Source organism: Leifsonia sp. YAF41 (genome assembly GCF_052113185.1).
Lineage (GTDB): Bacteria > Actinomycetota > Actinomycetes > Actinomycetales > Microbacteriaceae > Cryobacterium.
On the sequence record NZ_JBFRCS010000004.1, the window covers coordinates 22636 to 39319 of the forward strand.

Genomic DNA, 16684 nt, shown 5'->3' on the forward strand with positions numbered 1-16684 from the left:
GGGCATTCGTGCGCGCGGCAACGTAGCTGTCATGTGTGGAACACGGTGTTACCTCCGGCATGTCAGCTCCTCATCTTCAGCCCGCGCGGAATCGCCCCAAAGCCAGCGGCCTGCAACGCGTATCCGAGTTGCGTGCCGAGGATGAACTGGCCGTTCACCGTTTCAACGCCGAGCTGCGCCACACCCCGGCGGGTGATCAGTTGGGCCACTGCCGCCGCGGCGGCGGACACGACCTGGTCGTCATCACCGAACGACAGAATCGACTTGCCTCCGCGTTCGATGTAGAGCGCCAGCTCACCCTCGACGATGACGACGAGCGCGCCGGCCTTGCGTCCGGGACGGTGGCTGGTGCCCTCCGGTAACCGCGGCCAGGCCAACGCCGCCCCATACGGATTCGCCGGGTCCGTCGCGGCGAGGGCCACCACCTCCAGCCGCCCGGCCTGCCGCCTGCGCTCCCGCTCTGACGGCGCGGGTAGCGACGCRCGCAGCCGGTCGACCGCCCCGCCGGTGGCGAACTGGGCGGCGCCGAGTCCATCGACGAAGTATCCACGGCGAGCGCGGCCGAGTTCTTCGAAGCCGGAGAGCGTGCGATACACGAGCGCGAACCCACCCGTGATTCCCTCGCTCATCACCGCGCCCCTGGTCACCACGCCATAGCGTTCGAGCAGCGTCTCCCCCAGCGCATGAGCTCTGACCGTGGGCGATTGCTCGGCCAGCGGCACGATCGACCAGCGCCCGGCGACCGTCGGCGGGCCGGTGCGGGTCGGCATGGTCGGCCTCGGCAGCGCTCGCCCCCGGTGCAGGCGTGAGCGCGGCGTCGGTCTGCTCGGGCGATGAGCGGTATGCCCGCCCGCGAGGAGCGCGCGAATGGGGGCGAAGGTGTCATTGTTCACCAGCCCGGCCCAGACGAGGTCCCAGAGCGCAGTGACCAGTTCGGTGTCGTCCTGACTGCCCACCGCATCGGCGAGCTGGCGGAAGAAGAAGGCACCGCCGCCGCCGAGCGTGGTCAGCACCTCCCGCTGAAGTGGTGTGGTCTCCACGTCGGGCAGCAACGACAGACTGAGCGGCGCGGTCTCCGCCAGGTGCAGGCTCACCCAACCGTCGTTGCCGGCCAGCGTGCCTGCCCCGGCCCACAACACTTCGCCGGTGGCCGTCAACTCGTCGAGCATCGTCGGTGAATAGTCGGACACCCGTGCGGGCAACACCAGGGATTCCCACGCCGACGCCGGGATCCGCACGCCTTCAAGCTGCTCAATGACGGATGCGACCCCGTCGATTCCCCGCAGCGCTCCTCCCACGTGTTGCCAGCCCGGCAGGAATCGGCCGATGGCCACCTGGTCGACAGGTTCCACCTCGCGCCGGAGCGCAGCCAGCGAACGGCGGCGGAGCCGCCGCAACACCTCGCTGTCACACCACTCTGCACCGTTCCGCAGGGGGTGGAACTCGCCTTCAATGACGCGGCGGGCCGCGGCGAGTCGGTGCAGCGCCACCTCGGCCACAGCAGCGCCCAGACCGAACCGGAGGGCGACATCTGAGCTGGTGAACGGGCCGCGCGTGCGTGCATACCGACTGACGAGGTCGCCGAGCGGATCGGACACCGATTCGGTGAAAGCCTCAGGGACGCCGAGTGGCAGCGGCACGCCCAGCGCATCTCGCAGCCGGCTCGCATCCTCAATCGCGGCCCACCAGTCATTCCCGGCGAATTGCACCTGGATCGCCCGCTTCGCGACGACCAGCTGATGCAGGTGCTCGTCGGCCTCGGCCGGATTCTCCAGCCGCTGTTCGACCTCCGCGCTCGTCAGCGGCCCGAGTCCGCGCAGCAGGTCGATGGCGCCTTCGAGCCCGCGCGCTTTGCGATCGGGGACGAGCCGCTGGAGTTCACGCTCCGTCTCGTTCGTCACCGTCGTGTCGAGGAGCTCCCGCAACTCAACCCGGCCGAGGAGTTCGGCCAGCAGCGTGGAGTCGATCGAGAGTGCTGTCGCCCGGCGTTCGGCCAGCGGTGAGTCGCCTTCGTACATGAACTCCGCCACGTATCCGAACAGCAGGGTGCTCGCAAACGGGCTGGCGACATCCGTTCTGGTTTCGACGAGGCGCACGGAACGGGCGGCGATCTGTCGTGCGATCTCGGTGAGCGCCGGGAGGTCGTAGACGTCTTGCAGGCATTCCCGCACGGTCTCCAAGATGATGGGGAACGTCGGGTACTCGCGGGCGACGTCCAGCAACTGCGTCGCCTTCTGGCGCTGCTGCCAGAGCGGCGAACGACGGCCGGGGTTGTAGTGCGGCAACAGCAGGGCGCGCGCGGCACACTCTCTGAACCGGGAGGCGAACAGGGCAGAGCCGCCCACCTCATCGGTCACGAGCTGTTCGAGTTCATCGGGATCGAATACGAACAGCTCGGCGCCGGGCGGCTCGTTCTCGGTGTCGGGGATGCGCACCACGATGCCGTCATCGCTGGCCATGCAGTTCCCGTCGATGCCGAAGCGCTCGCGTACCCGCGCACCGATAGCCAGCGCCCACGGCGCATGCACCTGCATGCCGAATGGAGAGTGCAGCACGACCCGCCAGTCGCCGATTTCGTCCCTGAAACGCTCGACCACCAGCGTGCGGTCGGTGGGCAGATGCCCGGTGGCCGCTCGTTGCTCCTCGAGGAAGGCGAGCAGATTGCTGACCGCGCGGGCGTCGAGCCCGCCAGCCGCACACCGTGCCTGCGCGTCTGCAGGGGAAGCGTCTGCCAGCTCCCGCACATACGCGCCGATGGCCTGGCCCAGCTCGACCGGGCGGCCGAGCCCATCGCCCTTCCAGAACGGCAATCGTCCCGGCTGTCCGAAGGCCGGAACGACCTGGACCCGATCATGCGTGATCTCCTGGATGCGCCAGCTCGTCGTGCCAAGCGCGAAGACATCCCCGACGCGCGATTCGTAGACCATCTCTTCGTCGAGTTCGCCCACCCTGCGGCCCTGACTGGTTGCCGAGTCGGTCGCACCGATCATGAACACGCCGAACAGCCCGCGATCGGGGATTGTGCCGCCGCTGGTGACGGCGAGACGTTGCGCGCCGGGGCGGCCGGTCAACGTGCCCGTGTCGCGATCCCAGATGATGCGGGGGCGCAACTCCGCGAACTGGTCGGAGGGATACCGCCCGGCGAGCAGATCGAGGGTGGCCTCATAGGCGGAGCGGGGCAGCGTCTGGAATGGCGCACTGCGGCGAAGCGTCACGAGCCATGCCTCGGCGTCGATCGATTCGAGCGCGCAGGCCGCCACCGTTTGTTGCGCGAGGATGTCCAGCGGGTTGGTCGGGACGGCGATCGATTCGATCATGCCCGCGGTCATCCGCTCTGCTGCGACAGCGGAATGAATGAGGTCGGCCCGATGCTTCGGATAGATGATGCCGCGGGAGATCTCCCCCACCTGGTGACCGGCCCGCCCCACGCGCTGCAAGCCGCTGGCGACCGAGGGGGGCGACTCCACCTGCACGACCAGGTCGACGGCGCCCATGTCGATCCCGAGCTCAAGGCTGGAGGTGGCCACCACGCACCGGAGGCGTCCGGACTTCAGCTCATCCTCGATCTGGGCGCGTTGCTCCTTGCTCACCGACCCGTGGTGGGCCCGGGCGAGAAGCGGCTCCGCACCGAAGGTCTGACCGGCAGCCCCCATCAGCTCGGCCGGGGCGCGGTGGGGCGCGGCCGACCGAGTCGCTGGCACGAGGGCGGGCGCGGGCACCCCGGCCGAGACCAGCTCTTGGCGTTCTGCGTAGATCTCGTTGAACCGCGCGGTGAGACGCTCAGCCAGCCGCCGGGAATTCGCAAACACGATMGCCGACGTATGCGCCAGGATTTGGTCGACGATCGCCTCCTCAACATGCGGCCAGATGGAACCGGCTTGGGGAGCGGCTGCCGAAGCGCTGCCCTCTCGCTCGGCCGGCGGGATGATCTGGCTCATGTCGTCAACGGGCACAACGACGGAGAGGTCGAAGCGCTTCCCGCTGGCCGGCGCGACGATCTCGACCGGCGCAGCCGCCGACAGGAAGCGGGCGACCTCGCTCGGGGGACGCACGGTGGCAGAAAGACCAATCCGCTGCGCCGGCCGCTCAAGCAATGCGTCGAGGCGCTCGAGCGACACGGCGAGGTGCGCACCGCGCTTCGTCGCGGCGACGGCATGAATCTCGTCGACGATCACGGTGTCGACGGCGCGCAGAGTGTCGCGCGCCGCCGAGGTGAGCATGAGGAACAGCGACTCCGGCGTCGTGATCAGGATGTCTGGCGGGTTCTTGATCAGCCGCCGCCGCTCTGAGCTCGGCGTATCGCCAGAGCGCAGCCCAACCGTGACAAGTGGGGGTTCGGCGCCCAAACGGCGTGCGGCCTGCCCGATTCCGATCAGCGGTGCCCGCAGGTTGCGTTCAACATCGACGCCCAGCGCCTTGAGCGGCGAGATATACAGCACGCGGGTGCCGGGTCTTGCCGGATGATCGGCGTCGCGCGCGGAGCCGGCCGAGTTGGAGCCGTCGGCCTGTCCTGCTGCACTGGCCTGTCCGGCGAGCCGGTCAATCGCCCAGAGGAATGCCGCCAGGGTCTTCCCCGACCCCGTGGGGGCAACGACCAGGGCGTGCGAGCCACGGGAAATCGCATCCCAGGCACCGAGTTGCACCTCGGTCGGAGCCGCGAACGCCTCGCCGAACCAGGCCAGTGTCGCAGGCGAGAATCGGCCACTGAGCGAGTCCATGTCACCATCCTGAACGACTCCTCCGACAATCCCTAGAGCAATTTGGTCGCGCCGGCCGCCCCATGGAACAGCGCTGCTGGCTACACCGACGCGACCAGCTGCACCCGCAGCGAGTCCACCCCGGTGGCGATGACGTCGCTGGCCGACCAGCGCGCAGCCAGACGGGCGAGCACGGCGTCGAGATCGGCCTGGGTCAGCCCGTCGATCAGCTCCAACCGCACGATCAGTTCCGGTCCGGCGAGACGGGAATCCGGATCCCCGGCCACGAGGGTGACGCTGAGCACCGAGAGTTCGGTCGCGATCGACTCCTCGAAAGCGGCAGCCACCGCGCGACTCGCATAACTGGGCGTCCACGGCAGACTCTGCGCGATTGCCCAGAGAGCCGGCCGACGCACTACGAACTCGGTGGGAGCGATCGGGTCGAGCACCACCAAATCTGTTTCTTCCTGCGCCGCGGCCAACGCCACCCGCACCGCATCCGCCGGCACCGGGCGCGCGTCGGGGTTCCAGACCGCCATCGCGGCCGCCGAGGTGAAGACGGGCATCACATTGCGCCCGTCGGGCCCTGCCACGGTGATGATCGAGAGCTCCTGACTCTTGTCAATCGTCAGACCGTGTTCACTGGTTCCGGCCTCACCGAGCTCGGCGATCAGCGGGATCAGCAGACGTGAACCTCGAAGCGCGTCGATGACGTTCTCCTCACCGACTTCGCGCGCACGGAAGGCCCGGAGCGCCTCGCCGAGTACCGGCGGCATCGTGCCGTCGTCTTCGGCGTGCTCGTTGGGTTCGAACTCGCGGCCGGCCCAGGGCTGGCCTGCCGAGTCGGCGGGTCCGCCCGGGCGGCCGGTGGAGCCGAGGTTATGAGCCGGAGACATCCAGCGCCTCAGGCAGCGTGAACGCACCCGCGTAGAGTGCCTTGCCGATGATGGCGCCCTCGAGCCCCTGGGGCACGAGCCGGCGCAGTTCGACCAGGTCGTCAAGGCTGGAGATGCCACCGGATGCGATCACCGGGCGGTGAGTGCGATCCATGACCTGGCGCAGCAGGTCGACGTTCGGTCCCTGCAGGGTGCCGTCTTTCGTGACGTCGGTAACCACGTAGCGGGCGCAACCGGCTTCTTCGAGTCGTTCGAGCACCTGCCAGATGTCGCCGCCGTCTTTGGTCCAGCCGCGGGCCGAAAGGGTGGTGCCGCGCACGTCGAGGCCGACGGCGATGGCGTCGCCATAACGTGCGATCACGCTGGCCGCCCACTCGGGGTTCTCGAGAGCCGCGGTGCCGAGGTTGATGCGCTTGACGCCGGTCCCGAGTGCCGCTTCGAGCGACTCGTCGTCGCGAATGCCGCCCGACAGCTCGACGTTGACGCCGCGAACCTGCTTGATGACCTTCTTGATCACGCTCGTGTTGTTGCCCCGGCCGAATGCGGCATCGAGGTCGACGAGGTGAATCCACTCGGCGCCCTGGTCTGCCCAATCGGAGGCGGCGTCAACCGGGTCGCCGTAGTTGGTCTCGGTGCCGGCTTCGCCCTGCGTGAGCCGCACGGCCTTTCCGCCGGCCACATCGACGGCGGGCAGCAGCACGAGACGCGGGGTGGTGTTGAACTCACTCATGGGAATTTCCTCAATCGGGATGGCTGCACATCGGCGGCCGAAATGAACACTCGATACTACTCGCGCGCACTGGGCGGCGCCTGTCACAACTGGTCCGAATGAAGCAGGGTCTGCCTCCACCCGGTCGCACTATGAGGTGCGCAGGGACTCCAGCCAGTTGGACAGCAGGCGGATGCCCGCCTCGCCGGATTTCTCCGGGTGGAACTGTGTTGCGGTGAGCGGACCGTTCTCGATCGCAGCCAGGAATCGGCCGCCGTGGTCGGCCCAGGTCAGGTGTGGGGCCGGGAACGGCGGCTGCACGTCAAGCGTCCACTCCTGCGCGGCGTAGGAGTGCACGAAGTAGAACCGCTCGTCGGCGAGACCGCGAAACAGCACGGAGTCTTCGGGGGCCTCGACGGTGTTCCAGCCCATGTGCGGAAGCACCGGGGCCTTCAGCTGCGTCACGGTGCCCGGCCATTCGCCGAGGCCTTCCGTGTCGACGCCGCGTTCGACACCGTGCTCGAACATGATCTGCATGCCCACGCAGATGCCGAGCACCGGCCGGCCGCCGGCGAGGCGGCGGTCGATGATCTCATCGCCATAGACATCCTTGAGCGACTTCATCACGGCGCTGAAGGCACCGACGCCGGGGACGACGAGGCCGTCGGCCTCGAGCGCGACCTTGCGGTCGGAGGTCAGGGTGACATCGGCGCCGGCCTGCTCGAGTGCCTTGGCCGCCGAGTGGATGTTGCCGGTCCCATAGTCGAGGACGACGACGGAGGTCACAGTGCGCCCTTCGTCGACGGGATGCCCACGACCAGCGGGTCGAGCGCCTTGGCCTGGCGGAAGGCGCGCGCGAATGCCTTGAACTCGGCCTCGGCGATGTGGTGCGGGTCGCGCCCGCCCAGCACGGTGACGTGCACCGTCAGCGCCGCGTTGTAGCTGATCGCCTCGAAGACGTGGCGCACCATCGAACCGGTGAAGTGGCCGCCGATGAGGTGGAATTCGAACCCGGCCGGCTCCCCCGTGTGCACGAGGTAGGGGCGACCGGAGATGTCGACGACGGCCTGCACGAGCGCCTCGTCGAGCGGAACGAGGGCGTCGCCATAGCGCGAGATGCCCGACTTGTCGCCGAGCGCCTGCTTGATAGCCTGGCCGAGCGCGATTCCGATGTCTTCGACGGTGTGGTGCACGTCGATCTCGACGTCACCGGTGGCCCGCACCGTGAGGTCGGTCAACGAGTGCTTGGCGAACGCCGTGAGCAGGTGGTCGTAGAACGGAACCGACGTCTGAATGTCGCTGACCCCCGTGCCGTCGAGGTTGATGCTGAGCTCGATGCTCGACTCGCTCGTCGCGCGGGTGATCTGCGCGACGCGGGGGGCGGTGGACACGGCGGAAGAAGTCATACCGCTAGCCTATTCGGCTGCGCCGGGCGCGACACGCAGGCCCGCCAGCGCGCTCAGGAAGGCTGTCGTCTCCGCTTCGGTTCCCGCGCTCACGCGCAGGTGGTTCGGGATGCCGATGTCGCGGATCAGTACGCCCTGGTCGAGGAGAGCCTGGAACGTGGCTTTCGGGTCGTCGACCCCACCGAACAGCACGAAGTTGCTACCGCTGCGGTGCGGTGCGTAGCCGAGGTTCTGAAGCTCAATCACGATGCGATCCCGCTGCACCCGGATGTCGTCGACCATCGCGAGCATCTCCGGGGTGTGGGCGAGCGCCGCGTTCGCTGCGGCCTGCGTCAGCGCCGACAGGTGGTACGGCAGTCGAACCAGGCGCATCGCATCCGTCACCGCCGGGTCGGCCGCCAGGTAGCCGACGCGGGCGCCGGCGAAAGCGAACGCCTTGCTCATGGTGCGGGAGACAAGCAGGCGCGGGCGCCCCTCAAGCAGGGTCAGAGCGGATGCCTCCCCGTCGGCCGCGAACTCGGCATAGGCCTCGTCGACGAGAACGATGCCGTCGGTGGCGTCGTAGACGGCGGCAATGGTCTCCAGCGAGAGCGGCGTACCGGTGGGGTTGTTCGGTGAGCACAGGAAGACCAGCGAGGGGTTGGTCTTCCTGACCCACTCGACGGCGGTCTCCGGGGACAGCTCGTAGTCGGCATCCCGCTCTCCGGCAATCCAGTCGGTGCCGGTGCCGGAGGCAAGAATCTGGTACATCGAATAGGTCGGCGAGAATCCCAGCACACTGCGTCCGGGGCCGCCGAACGCCTGCAGTACCTGCTGGATCACTTCGTTCGAGCCGTTCGCCGCCCAAATGTTCTCGGGGGTGAGGCCGTGACCGAGGTAGACGGCGAGGTTCTCGCGGAGCTCGGTGAATTCGCGGTCGGGGTACCGGTTGACGGTCAGGATCGCGCGAGCGAGGGAGGCGACGATGTCGTGAGCAACAGCCTCGGGAATCAGATGCGTGTTCTCGTTCACGTTGAGGGCCACCGGAACGTGAAGTTGCGGGGCGCCATAGGGAACGAGTCCGCGCAGATTGTCGCGCAGGGGAAGGTCATTGAGGCTGGTCACCCGAGCAATATTACCGGGCCGCCGTGGGCGTCTGAGGCGAGATGCCGACACCAGAACACGGGGCAGGGGCCGGGTGGGTCCGGCAGCGCAGCCGGGGTGGTGCTGACTAGTCTGTGGCCGGAAGAGCGAGGCGCTGGCCGGGCTCGACGGAGGCCGAGTCAAGCTGGTTGAGGGCGACGATGTCGGCGATGACATCGCGCGGGTCCGCTTCGGGGGCGATGGTCTCGGCGAGCTGCCAGAGGGACTGACCGGCCGAGACGGTGACGTAGTCGAACGTGGCCGTACCGACGGTGCCGTTGGAAGCGATTGCCGCTCCCCCGTTGATGGTGACGACGAAGGCGCCGACAACGAGCGGGAGTGCCGCCATCGTGCTGAAAACAATGCGACCACGTCGGGTCAGACGCAGACGGGTGGTGCCAATGGAGCCGTGCGGAGCTGCTGTGCTGACTGCTGTGCTCATGTTGAACCTCCTGGTAAGTACGGGTCCGGCTCCCGGGGAAGGGCGCCGCATCCGAATCTATGTTCCGAATATATATTCGATTGTTCGAAGAATCAAGCCTCTTTACGGTTGTTCTTCGAAACAATCGGGCAACACACTCGAAGAAGTGTTTGTTTTCCCGGGGTGCGGGGATACAGTTTTTCTTGACGGATCGAACACAACCAGACACCTCTGACATTCGAACGGAACGGCCGTCGCCGCCGCAGGAGTAGCGGCGGGGTTTGAGCAGTGGCGCAGTTTGAGACGCACAACATCGGCACGAGGAGCGAGTGACATGACGAAAGAGACAAGCGGCCCCCGCGAACGCGGCGGCACCCGTCGCCGAAAGAGCCTGAGCGAGAAGCAACTGGCAATTCTCGACGTGATCTCGCGTTCGGTCAGCAGCCGCGGTTATCCGCCGAGCATGCGCGAGATCGGCGATGCCGTTGGACTCGCCTCGCTCTCGAGCGTGACTCACCAGCTCAACCAACTGGAGTTGAGCGGCTACCTGCGTCGCGACCCCAACCGTCCGCGCGCACTCGAAATCCTCATCGAGCTGCCGCAGTCCACCGACGACAACTCGGTCGGCGATGCCGATTCGTCGGCGTCGAACGCGCAGATCGGTGACGCAGCGATGGTTCCGCTTGTCGGTCGCATCGCCGCCGGCATCCCGATCACCGCGGACCAGCAGATCGATGAGATCTTCCCGCTTCCTCGCCAGCTCGTGGGCAAGGGCGACCTGTTCATGCTCAAGGTCGTCGGTGAGTCAATGATTGACGCCGCCATCTGCGATGGGGACTGGGTGGTCGTGCGTCAGCAGAAGACGGCAGAGAACGGCGAGATCGTCGCGGCCATGCTCGACAACGAAGCGACCGTCAAGGTGTTCCGTCAGCGTGACGGCCACACCTGGTTGCTCCCCCGCAACACCAACTTCGAGCCGATCATGGGCGATCACGCCGAGATCCTCGGCAAGATCGTGGCGGTACTCCGGTCGGTCTAGCCCTGCACTCCCCGCGAAACAGCAATTGTCGGAGCCTCAACTCGTACCAGGCTCCGACAATTGCAGTTTCGCGCGAGAGGACTAGCGAACAGGCGCCTCCACGCGAGCCCGCACGATCTGTGTCGCCTCGACGATATTGGCCAGGGATTCGATCGTCTCGTCATACCCGCGGGTCTTGAGCCCGCAGTCCGGGTTGATCCAGACCTGACGCCCCGGAATCGACTCCAGGGCCCGCTCGATCAGCTCGGTCACTTCGGTGACGCTCGGCACACGTGGCGAGTGGATGTCGTAGACGCCCGGGCCGATTCCGTGGTCGAAGCCGCTGGACTGGATGTCGCTGACAACCTCCATGCGCGAGCGGGCCGCTTCGATGCTCGTCACGTCGGCATCGAGATTGCGAATCGCCTCGATCACAACGCCAAACTCCGAGTAGCAGAGGTGGGTGTGGATCTGGGTGACCTCCGCAACGCCGGCGGTGGCCAGCTTGAACGACCCGACCGACCAGTCCAGGTAGTCGGCCTGATCCTTCTTCTTGAGCGGAAGCAGCTCGCGCAGCGCCGGCTCATCGACCTGAACGATCGTGATGCCCGCCGACTCCAGGTCGCCGATCTCGTCGCGCAGAGCCAATGCCACCTGGCGAGCTGTCTCACCGAGCGGCTGGTCGTCGCGCACGAAGGACCAGGCCAGGATCGTGACCGGACCGGTCAGCATCCCCTTGACGGGCTTCTCGGTCAGCGACTGCGTGTAGACCGACCAATCGACGGTGATCGGCTTCGGTCGGGACACGTCTCCCCAGAGGATCGACGGGCGCGTGCACCGGCTGCCGTAGGACTGCACCCATCCGTTCTCGGTGACAGCGAACCCGTCGAGGTTCTCGGCGAAGTACTGCACCATGTCGTTGCGCTCTGGCTCGCCGTGAACGAGAACGTCGAGTCCGAGTTCGTGCTGCAGGTCGACGACCCGGGCGATCTCGGCGCGCATCAGCGCGGTGTACTCGTCGGCCGTCAGCTCTCCCTTGCCGAGCTGGGCACGGGCGCGTCGGATCTCACCGGTCTGCGGGAAGGATCCGATGGTCGTCGTCGGCAAGAACGGCAGGCCCAGCGCCTCCTCCTGGGCGACCGCGCGAGCGGCGTAGTCACCCCGGTTGAAGTCGGCCTCCGTCAGACCGGCGGTGCGGGCGCGTACCGCGCCGTCGCGCACACCCGGTGCGGCCAACCGGGCGGCCAGCGCCGCGGATGCCGCATCGAGCTCGGCCTGGATCGCCGACTTTCCGTGGGTCAGGCCGTGAGCCAGGGTCGCCACCTGATTCACCTTCTGGTCAGCGAAGGCGAGCCAGCTGGTCAGATCGTCGCCGAGTGAGGATTCGTCCTGCACGTCGTGAGGCACGTGCAGCAGCGACGTCGACGTGGACACGGCCACGCGCGGGCTGAGCTTCGCCACGGCGCCCACCGTGTCGAAGGCGGCAGCGAGGTCACCGCGCCAGATGTTGTGACCGTCGATCACACCGGCGACGAGCACCTTGTCGGCCAAGCCGGGAACGGCACCCGGCACCGATCCGCGCACGAGGTCGAGACCGATGGCTTCGACGGGCGACGCGGCCAGCACCGGCAGAGCGTCGTCGAGGCTGCCATAGGGCGCGGCGAGGAAGATCGCGGGGCGCGGTTCAAGCGTTCCGAGAACGGAATAGGCACGCTCGGCGGCGGCGAGAAGCTCAGCGCGCGGCACCTCGATGCTCTCACTGACGAGGGCAGGTTCGTCGAGTTGCACCCATTCGGCACCGACCTCGGCGAGACGCTGCAGCAGGGTGGCGTAGACCGGCAGCACGTCGTCGAGGCGTGACAGCGGCACGAAGCCGGCCGGAGCCTCATCGCTGGGCTTGCTGAGGGCGAGGAGCGTGACCGGGCCGACGATGACGGGCCTGGTGAGGTACCCGGCGGCCTTGGCCTCCGTGAATTCCCGCACGATTCGGTCGCTGGCGAGAGCGAAGTTCGTCTCCGGCCCGATTTCCGGCACGAGGTAGTGGTAGTTCGAGTCGAACCACTTCGTCATTTCGAGCGGCAGGTTGTCACCCTCACCGCGCGCCAGCGTGAAGTAACCGGCCAGGTCGATCCGGCCGTCTGAGTCGACGAGCGCGGAAAACCGGGAGGGGACGGCGCCAACGGTGACCGCGGCATCCAGCACCTGGTCGTAGTACGAGAACGACTCGGGGATCGACGAGTCGGCCTGGCCGAGACCCAACGCGACGAGGCGCGCGCGGGTGGCGTCGCGGAGTCCGGCGGAGGTGGCCTCCAGTTCGGCTTCGTCGATGCGGCCGGCCCAGAAGGCTTCGACGGCCTTCTTCAGCTCGCGGCGACGACCGATACGTGGGTAACCGAGGATGGTGCCGGTCGGGAATGCGGGAGTGGTTGTCATGCTCGTTCCTTGACTGTGAGGGCAGATACTGCGGTGGATTGGCTGTCGAATGGTTGGTAGTCGGCGGGCAGTGCACCGGCCCGGTCGAGCACCGAGAGCACGGTGCGGTGCTGGTTGAACGCATACAGGTGCAGGCCCGGGGCCCCGCCGGCCAGGAGCTCCTGGGCCAGATTGGCGGCATGGCTGATGCCGATCTCGCGCTGGCCTTCCTCGGTCGGCTCGATCTCCAGCTGGATCGAGAGCTCGGAGGGCAGCTCTTCGCCGGACAGCTGCAGGATGCGGGTGAGGCGTGCAGGGCTGGTGACCGGCATGATGCCGGGCAGGATCGGGAACTCGACGCCCGCCTGCTTGGCCCGCTGGATGAAGCTCAGGTAGTGGTCGGCGTGGAAGAACAGCTGCGTGATAGCGAGGTTCGCTCCGGCAGCCTGCTTGGCGAGGAGTGTGTCGATGTCCTGGGAGGTCGAGCGCGATCGGGGGTGGCCGTTCGGGAACGCGGCGACGGCGACGCGCACCTTGTCCCGCTCCGAGCTGACCGACCGCGCGCCGGGCAGGCCGGGAATGACTCCCTCGCGATACGGCACGCGCTCGGCCTGCACGCGGTGGATGAGCTGCACGAGCTCCCCCGCGCTCTTCAAATCGCCGAGGAACGTCTCCCCCTCCGGTGTGCCTTCCGGAGCGTCTCCACGCAGCGCCAGAAAGCTGCGCACGCCGGCATCGAGGAACTCACGGATGAGGTAGTTGGCTTCGGCATGCGAAGAGCCGACACAGGTGAGGTGTGCCATCGGTTCGACGCCAGTGGCCTGCAGGATGTAGCTCAGCACGTCGAGGGAGGAGGTGCGAGACGATCCGTTTGCCCCGTAGGTCACCGAGATGAATTCGGGCCGGGCCGCAGCCAGCCTGTCGATGGTGCTGTGCAGTGCTGTCGCTGCGGCATCCGTTCGAGGCGGATACAGCTCAAACGACACCGGAACGCGGCGAGGACAGTCTGGGTCCTTCGTCGTAGTCATGAAACCTCATTTGGCATAGGTGCTGCCGCAGCCGGGCAGCCGCGGACCGCCAACACAGGGCTGGCGATTTGTCGCGGGCGGGTGCCGGGCTCGGCTGTCGCTCCATGCCGATCAGAGTGGTCTGGTCGGCAACGATTGCAGCGACTCTAACAACCGAAAAGCCGATCCAAATGAGTGTGACCGAATGTTTCACGCGGTCGTCGAAGGGAGGCCAGAAATGCAGCGCCGAGCGCTGCGACTGTGACCGAATATTTCACGCGGTCGCCACAATTCATGTGGTCGCCGCCGTCGCGGGTCGGCGGCGACTCAGCCCCTCGCAGTGGCCGCATCGGACGGGTCGACGGTGCTCAGGTACGCGCGCTCAGGTGCACGCTCGGCTGTGGCGTGGCGGCCCGTCGAGGACCGCCACGTCAGCCGGTGAAAGCTAGGCGGTGACGGCGGGAACGACCCGGAACTCCGCAAACTGCGGCGCGATGTCGGGGTTCACCATCGCCTTGACCTCGGTTCCAGTCTCGGCGTATGCGGTTGAGAGAACCCGCCCGTGCTGATGCAGAGCGGAGATCAGATCGCCGCGCTCGTAGGGAATCAGCAGGTCGAGTTCGACCTGCGGGGTGGGGATGAGGTCGGCGATCGCCGCGAGCACCTCGTCGATGCCTTCGCCGCTGCGGGCCGACACGAAGATCGCTCGCGGTTCGAGGCCGCGCAGCAGCAGCCGGTCGTCTTCGCTGACCAGGTCGCTCTTGTTGAACACCACGATCTCAGGGATCTCGCGGGCCCCCACCTCGCCGATGACGTCGCGCACGGTGGCGAGCTGGCTGGCGGGGTCGGGGTGCGAGCCGTCGACGACGTGCACGATGACGTCGGAGTCGGCAACTTCTTCAAGTGTCGAGCGGAACGCCTCGACCAGCTGGTGGGGCAGGTTGCGCACGAATCCGACGGTGTCGGTGAGCGTGTACAGACGGCCGTCGGCCGTCGTCGATTTGCGCACCGTCGCATCCAGTGTCGCGAACAGCGAATTCTCGACCAGCACTCCGGCATTGGTGATGCGGTTGAGCAGGCTCGATTTGCCGGCGTTGGTGTAGCCGACGATGGCAACAGATGGCACGGCGTTGCGCTTGCGGTTGGCCCGCTTGGCCTCACGGGCCGGCTTCATCTCGACCATCTGCTTGCGCAGCTTCGACATGCGCGTGTGGATGCGACGACGGTCGAGCTCGATCTTCGTCTCACCGGGGCCACGGGAACCCATGCCGGCTCCGGTGCCACCCACCTGGCCACCGGCCTGGCGGGACATCGAGTCACCCCAGCCGCGGAGGCGTGGCATCAGATACTGGAGCTGGGCGAGTTCGACCTGCGCCTTGCCTTCCCGGCTCTTGGCGTGCTGGCTGAAAATATCGAGGATGACGGCGGTGCGGTCGATGACCTTCACCTTGACCGCGTCTTCGAGCGCGCGGCGCTGGCTCGGCGCCAGCTCGGTGTCCGCGATCACGGTGTCGGCGCCCATCGCCTGCACAATGGCGGCGAGCTCCTGCACCTTTCCCTTACCGAAATAGGTGCTGGGATCGGGCTTCGCCCGGCGCTGCATCAGGCCGTCGAGCACTGTCGCTCCGGCCGTCTCTGCAAGGGCGGCGAGCTCGCGCATGGAGTTCTCGGCGTCGTCGATCGTGCCCTGCGTGTAGACGCCGATCAGAATGACGTTCTCGAGACGCAGCTGGCGATACTCGACCTCTGTGACGTCTTCAAGCTCGGTGGAGAGTCCCGGAACCCGCCGCAACGCATTGCGGTCGGCGCGCTCCAGCTGCTCACCGTCGTATCCGCCGTCGGCAGAGTCGGCCTGCAGAGCCTGCGCGGTTCCGCTGGTGAAAAGCGAGTAGCCGGAAGCCCGGGAGTCAGCGCTGGCCAACACCCGCGCAACTACGTCGTCGTCGTCGTGTGGGGCAGTGGATTCAGTCATCGCTTTAACCCTAGTTCCTCGAACTCCGATAGTTTCCTACTATGGCACCAGAGCACTATTTCTCGTCTGCATCCGATAGCGAACTCAAATTGCGGCAGATCTCTGTGCAACTCGCCGGCCGTGAGTACACGGTGACGACGGCCAACGCTGTTTTCAGCCCGGAACACATCGATACTGGCACACGGGTTCTGCTGAACAACGCTCCCCCGCCCCCGAGCGACGGCGATTTTCTTGACATCGGATGCGGGTGGGGGCCCATCAGCCTGCACCTCGCGTTGACCTCCCCCGACGCCCGCATCTGGGCCGTCGATGTCAACGAGCGCGCCCTCGACCTGGTGCGGCGCAACGCCGCAGCACTCGGACTCACCAACGTGACCGCGGTTCTGCCGAAGGACGTTCCCGCCGATCTCACTTTTCGCACGATCTGGTCGAACCCACCGATTCGGGTCGGCAAGAACGAGTTGCACAACCTGATGACGACCTGGCTGCCGCGGCTGCAGCCCGGATCGGATGCCTGGCTCGTCGTGCAGAAGAACCTCGGCTCCGACTCGCTGCACCGCTGGCTCGACGAGGAGCTGAGCGACGAGTACACCGTGTCGCGGGCGACCACCAGCAAGGGTTTCCGTGTGCTTCGGGTGAGCCGGGGCGCGTAGTCCCGCCCGAACCCGCCCGAACCCGCGTTACCCCGCCGAACCAATCGCGGCGGATACCAAAATTAGGAGCGGAGGTGTGTCGCGGCCCTTTCGGGCCTGTTTTTCACGCGACACGCCTCTCCGCTCCTAATTTTGGTACGGGTTCCTAATCTTGGTGCGGGCGCGACAGCACAGAATCCGGTGGCCGAGGTGGCTCCCACCTAGACTGCGACCATGGCCGACACCCCGCCCGGCCCGCCCATCGTGACACTTGCGTCTCGCATCCGTGACCTTTTCGCTCAGTTCCCTGAACGCTTCACGGGAGCCGCGCAAGCCACGCTCGAGATTATGTTCTTCTGGCGCGACTGACCAGCGCGCACAGCCGGTGAGCC

General features: G+C 67.0%; 13 protein-coding genes. 3 read left to right on the top strand and 10 right to left on the bottom strand.

The window, feature by feature from the left end:
• Positions 1-62: 62 nt before the first annotated feature.
• The 7 genes from AB4Y63_RS05035 to AB4Y63_RS05065 form a co-directional block, all read right to left on the bottom strand.
• Entirely contained in the window at positions 63-4718 is a 4656-nt protein-coding gene (locus tag AB4Y63_RS05035) for an ATP-dependent helicase (protein ID WP_441789948.1), read from the bottom strand.
• A gap of 80 nt (positions 4719-4798) precedes the next feature.
• Positions 4799-5593, bottom strand: coding sequence for an SseB family protein (locus AB4Y63_RS05040; protein ID WP_441789949.1), 795 nt, complete (start codon positions 5591-5593; stop codon positions 4799-4801).
• Positions 5577-6323 carry a bifunctional 1-(5-phosphoribosyl)-5-((5-phosphoribosylamino)methylideneamino)imidazole-4-carboxamide isomerase/phosphoribosylanthranilate isomerase PriA gene (priA, locus tag AB4Y63_RS05045; protein ID WP_441789950.1) on the bottom strand — a complete coding sequence of 249 codons (747 nt, stop codon included), beginning with the start codon at positions 6321-6323 and terminating at the stop codon, positions 5577-5579. The genes AB4Y63_RS05040 and priA overlap by 17 nt, the downstream gene beginning before the upstream one ends.
• A gap of 129 nt (positions 6324-6452) precedes the next feature.
• Entirely contained in the window at positions 6453-7088 is a 636-nt protein-coding gene (gene hisH / locus AB4Y63_RS05050; RefSeq protein ID WP_441789951.1) for an imidazole glycerol phosphate synthase subunit HisH, read from the bottom strand.
• Positions 7085-7708, bottom strand: coding sequence for an imidazoleglycerol-phosphate dehydratase HisB (gene hisB / locus AB4Y63_RS05055; RefSeq protein ID WP_441789952.1), 624 nt, complete (start codon positions 7706-7708; stop codon positions 7085-7087). Before hisB ends, hisH begins: the two co-directional genes overlap by 4 nt.
• 9 nt (positions 7709-7717) lie before the next feature.
• A complete protein-coding gene (locus AB4Y63_RS05060; protein WP_441789953.1) occupies positions 7718-8812 on the bottom strand; it encodes a histidinol-phosphate transaminase in 1095 nt (364 codons plus the stop codon).
• 106 nt (positions 8813-8918) lie between these two features.
• Positions 8919-9272, bottom strand: coding sequence for a LysM peptidoglycan-binding domain-containing protein (locus AB4Y63_RS05065; protein WP_441789954.1), 354 nt, complete (start codon positions 9270-9272; stop codon positions 8919-8921).
• A gap of 313 nt (positions 9273-9585) precedes the next feature.
• Here AB4Y63_RS05065 and lexA point away from each other — a divergent pair, with 313 nt between their 5' ends.
• The gene (lexA, locus tag AB4Y63_RS05070; protein WP_441789955.1) at positions 9586-10290 is read left to right on the top strand and encodes a transcriptional repressor LexA; all 705 of its coding nucleotides are present in this window, start codon (positions 9586-9588) and stop codon (positions 10288-10290) included.
• A gap of 81 nt (positions 10291-10371) precedes the next feature.
• On the opposite strand, the gene metE is transcribed toward lexA, so the two are convergent.
• The 3 genes from metE to hflX all read right to left on the bottom strand — a co-directional run bounded on the left by metE (position 10372) and on the right by hflX (position 15660).
• The gene (gene metE, locus AB4Y63_RS05075; RefSeq protein ID WP_441789956.1) at positions 10372-12702 is read right to left on the bottom strand and encodes a 5-methyltetrahydropteroyltriglutamate--homocysteine S-methyltransferase; all 2331 of its coding nucleotides are present in this window, start codon (positions 12700-12702) and stop codon (positions 10372-10374) included.
• Positions 12699-13709 carry a methylenetetrahydrofolate reductase gene (locus AB4Y63_RS05080; protein WP_441789957.1) on the bottom strand — a complete coding sequence of 337 codons (1011 nt, stop codon included), beginning with the start codon at positions 13707-13709 and terminating at the stop codon, positions 12699-12701. The genes metE and AB4Y63_RS05080 overlap by 4 nt, the downstream gene beginning before the upstream one ends.
• Before the next feature lie 424 nt (positions 13710-14133).
• Positions 14134-15660: a GTPase HflX gene (hflX, locus tag AB4Y63_RS05085; protein ID WP_441789958.1), complete on the bottom strand. Its 1527-nt coding sequence runs from the start codon at positions 15658-15660 to the stop codon at positions 14134-14136.
• Positions 15661-15701: 41 nt separating this feature from the next.
• On the opposite strand from hflX, the gene AB4Y63_RS05090 reads away from it, so the two are divergent.
• A complete protein-coding gene (locus AB4Y63_RS05090; protein ID WP_441789959.1) occupies positions 15702-16313 on the top strand; it encodes a class I SAM-dependent methyltransferase in 612 nt (203 codons plus the stop codon).
• Positions 16314-16526: 213 nt separating this feature from the next.
• Positions 16527-16661 (top strand): hypothetical protein, encoded by a 135-nt coding sequence (locus AB4Y63_RS05095; protein ID WP_441789960.1) that lies wholly within the window; start codon positions 16527-16529, stop codon positions 16659-16661.
• The last annotated feature ends 23 nt before the right edge of the window (positions 16662-16684 follow it).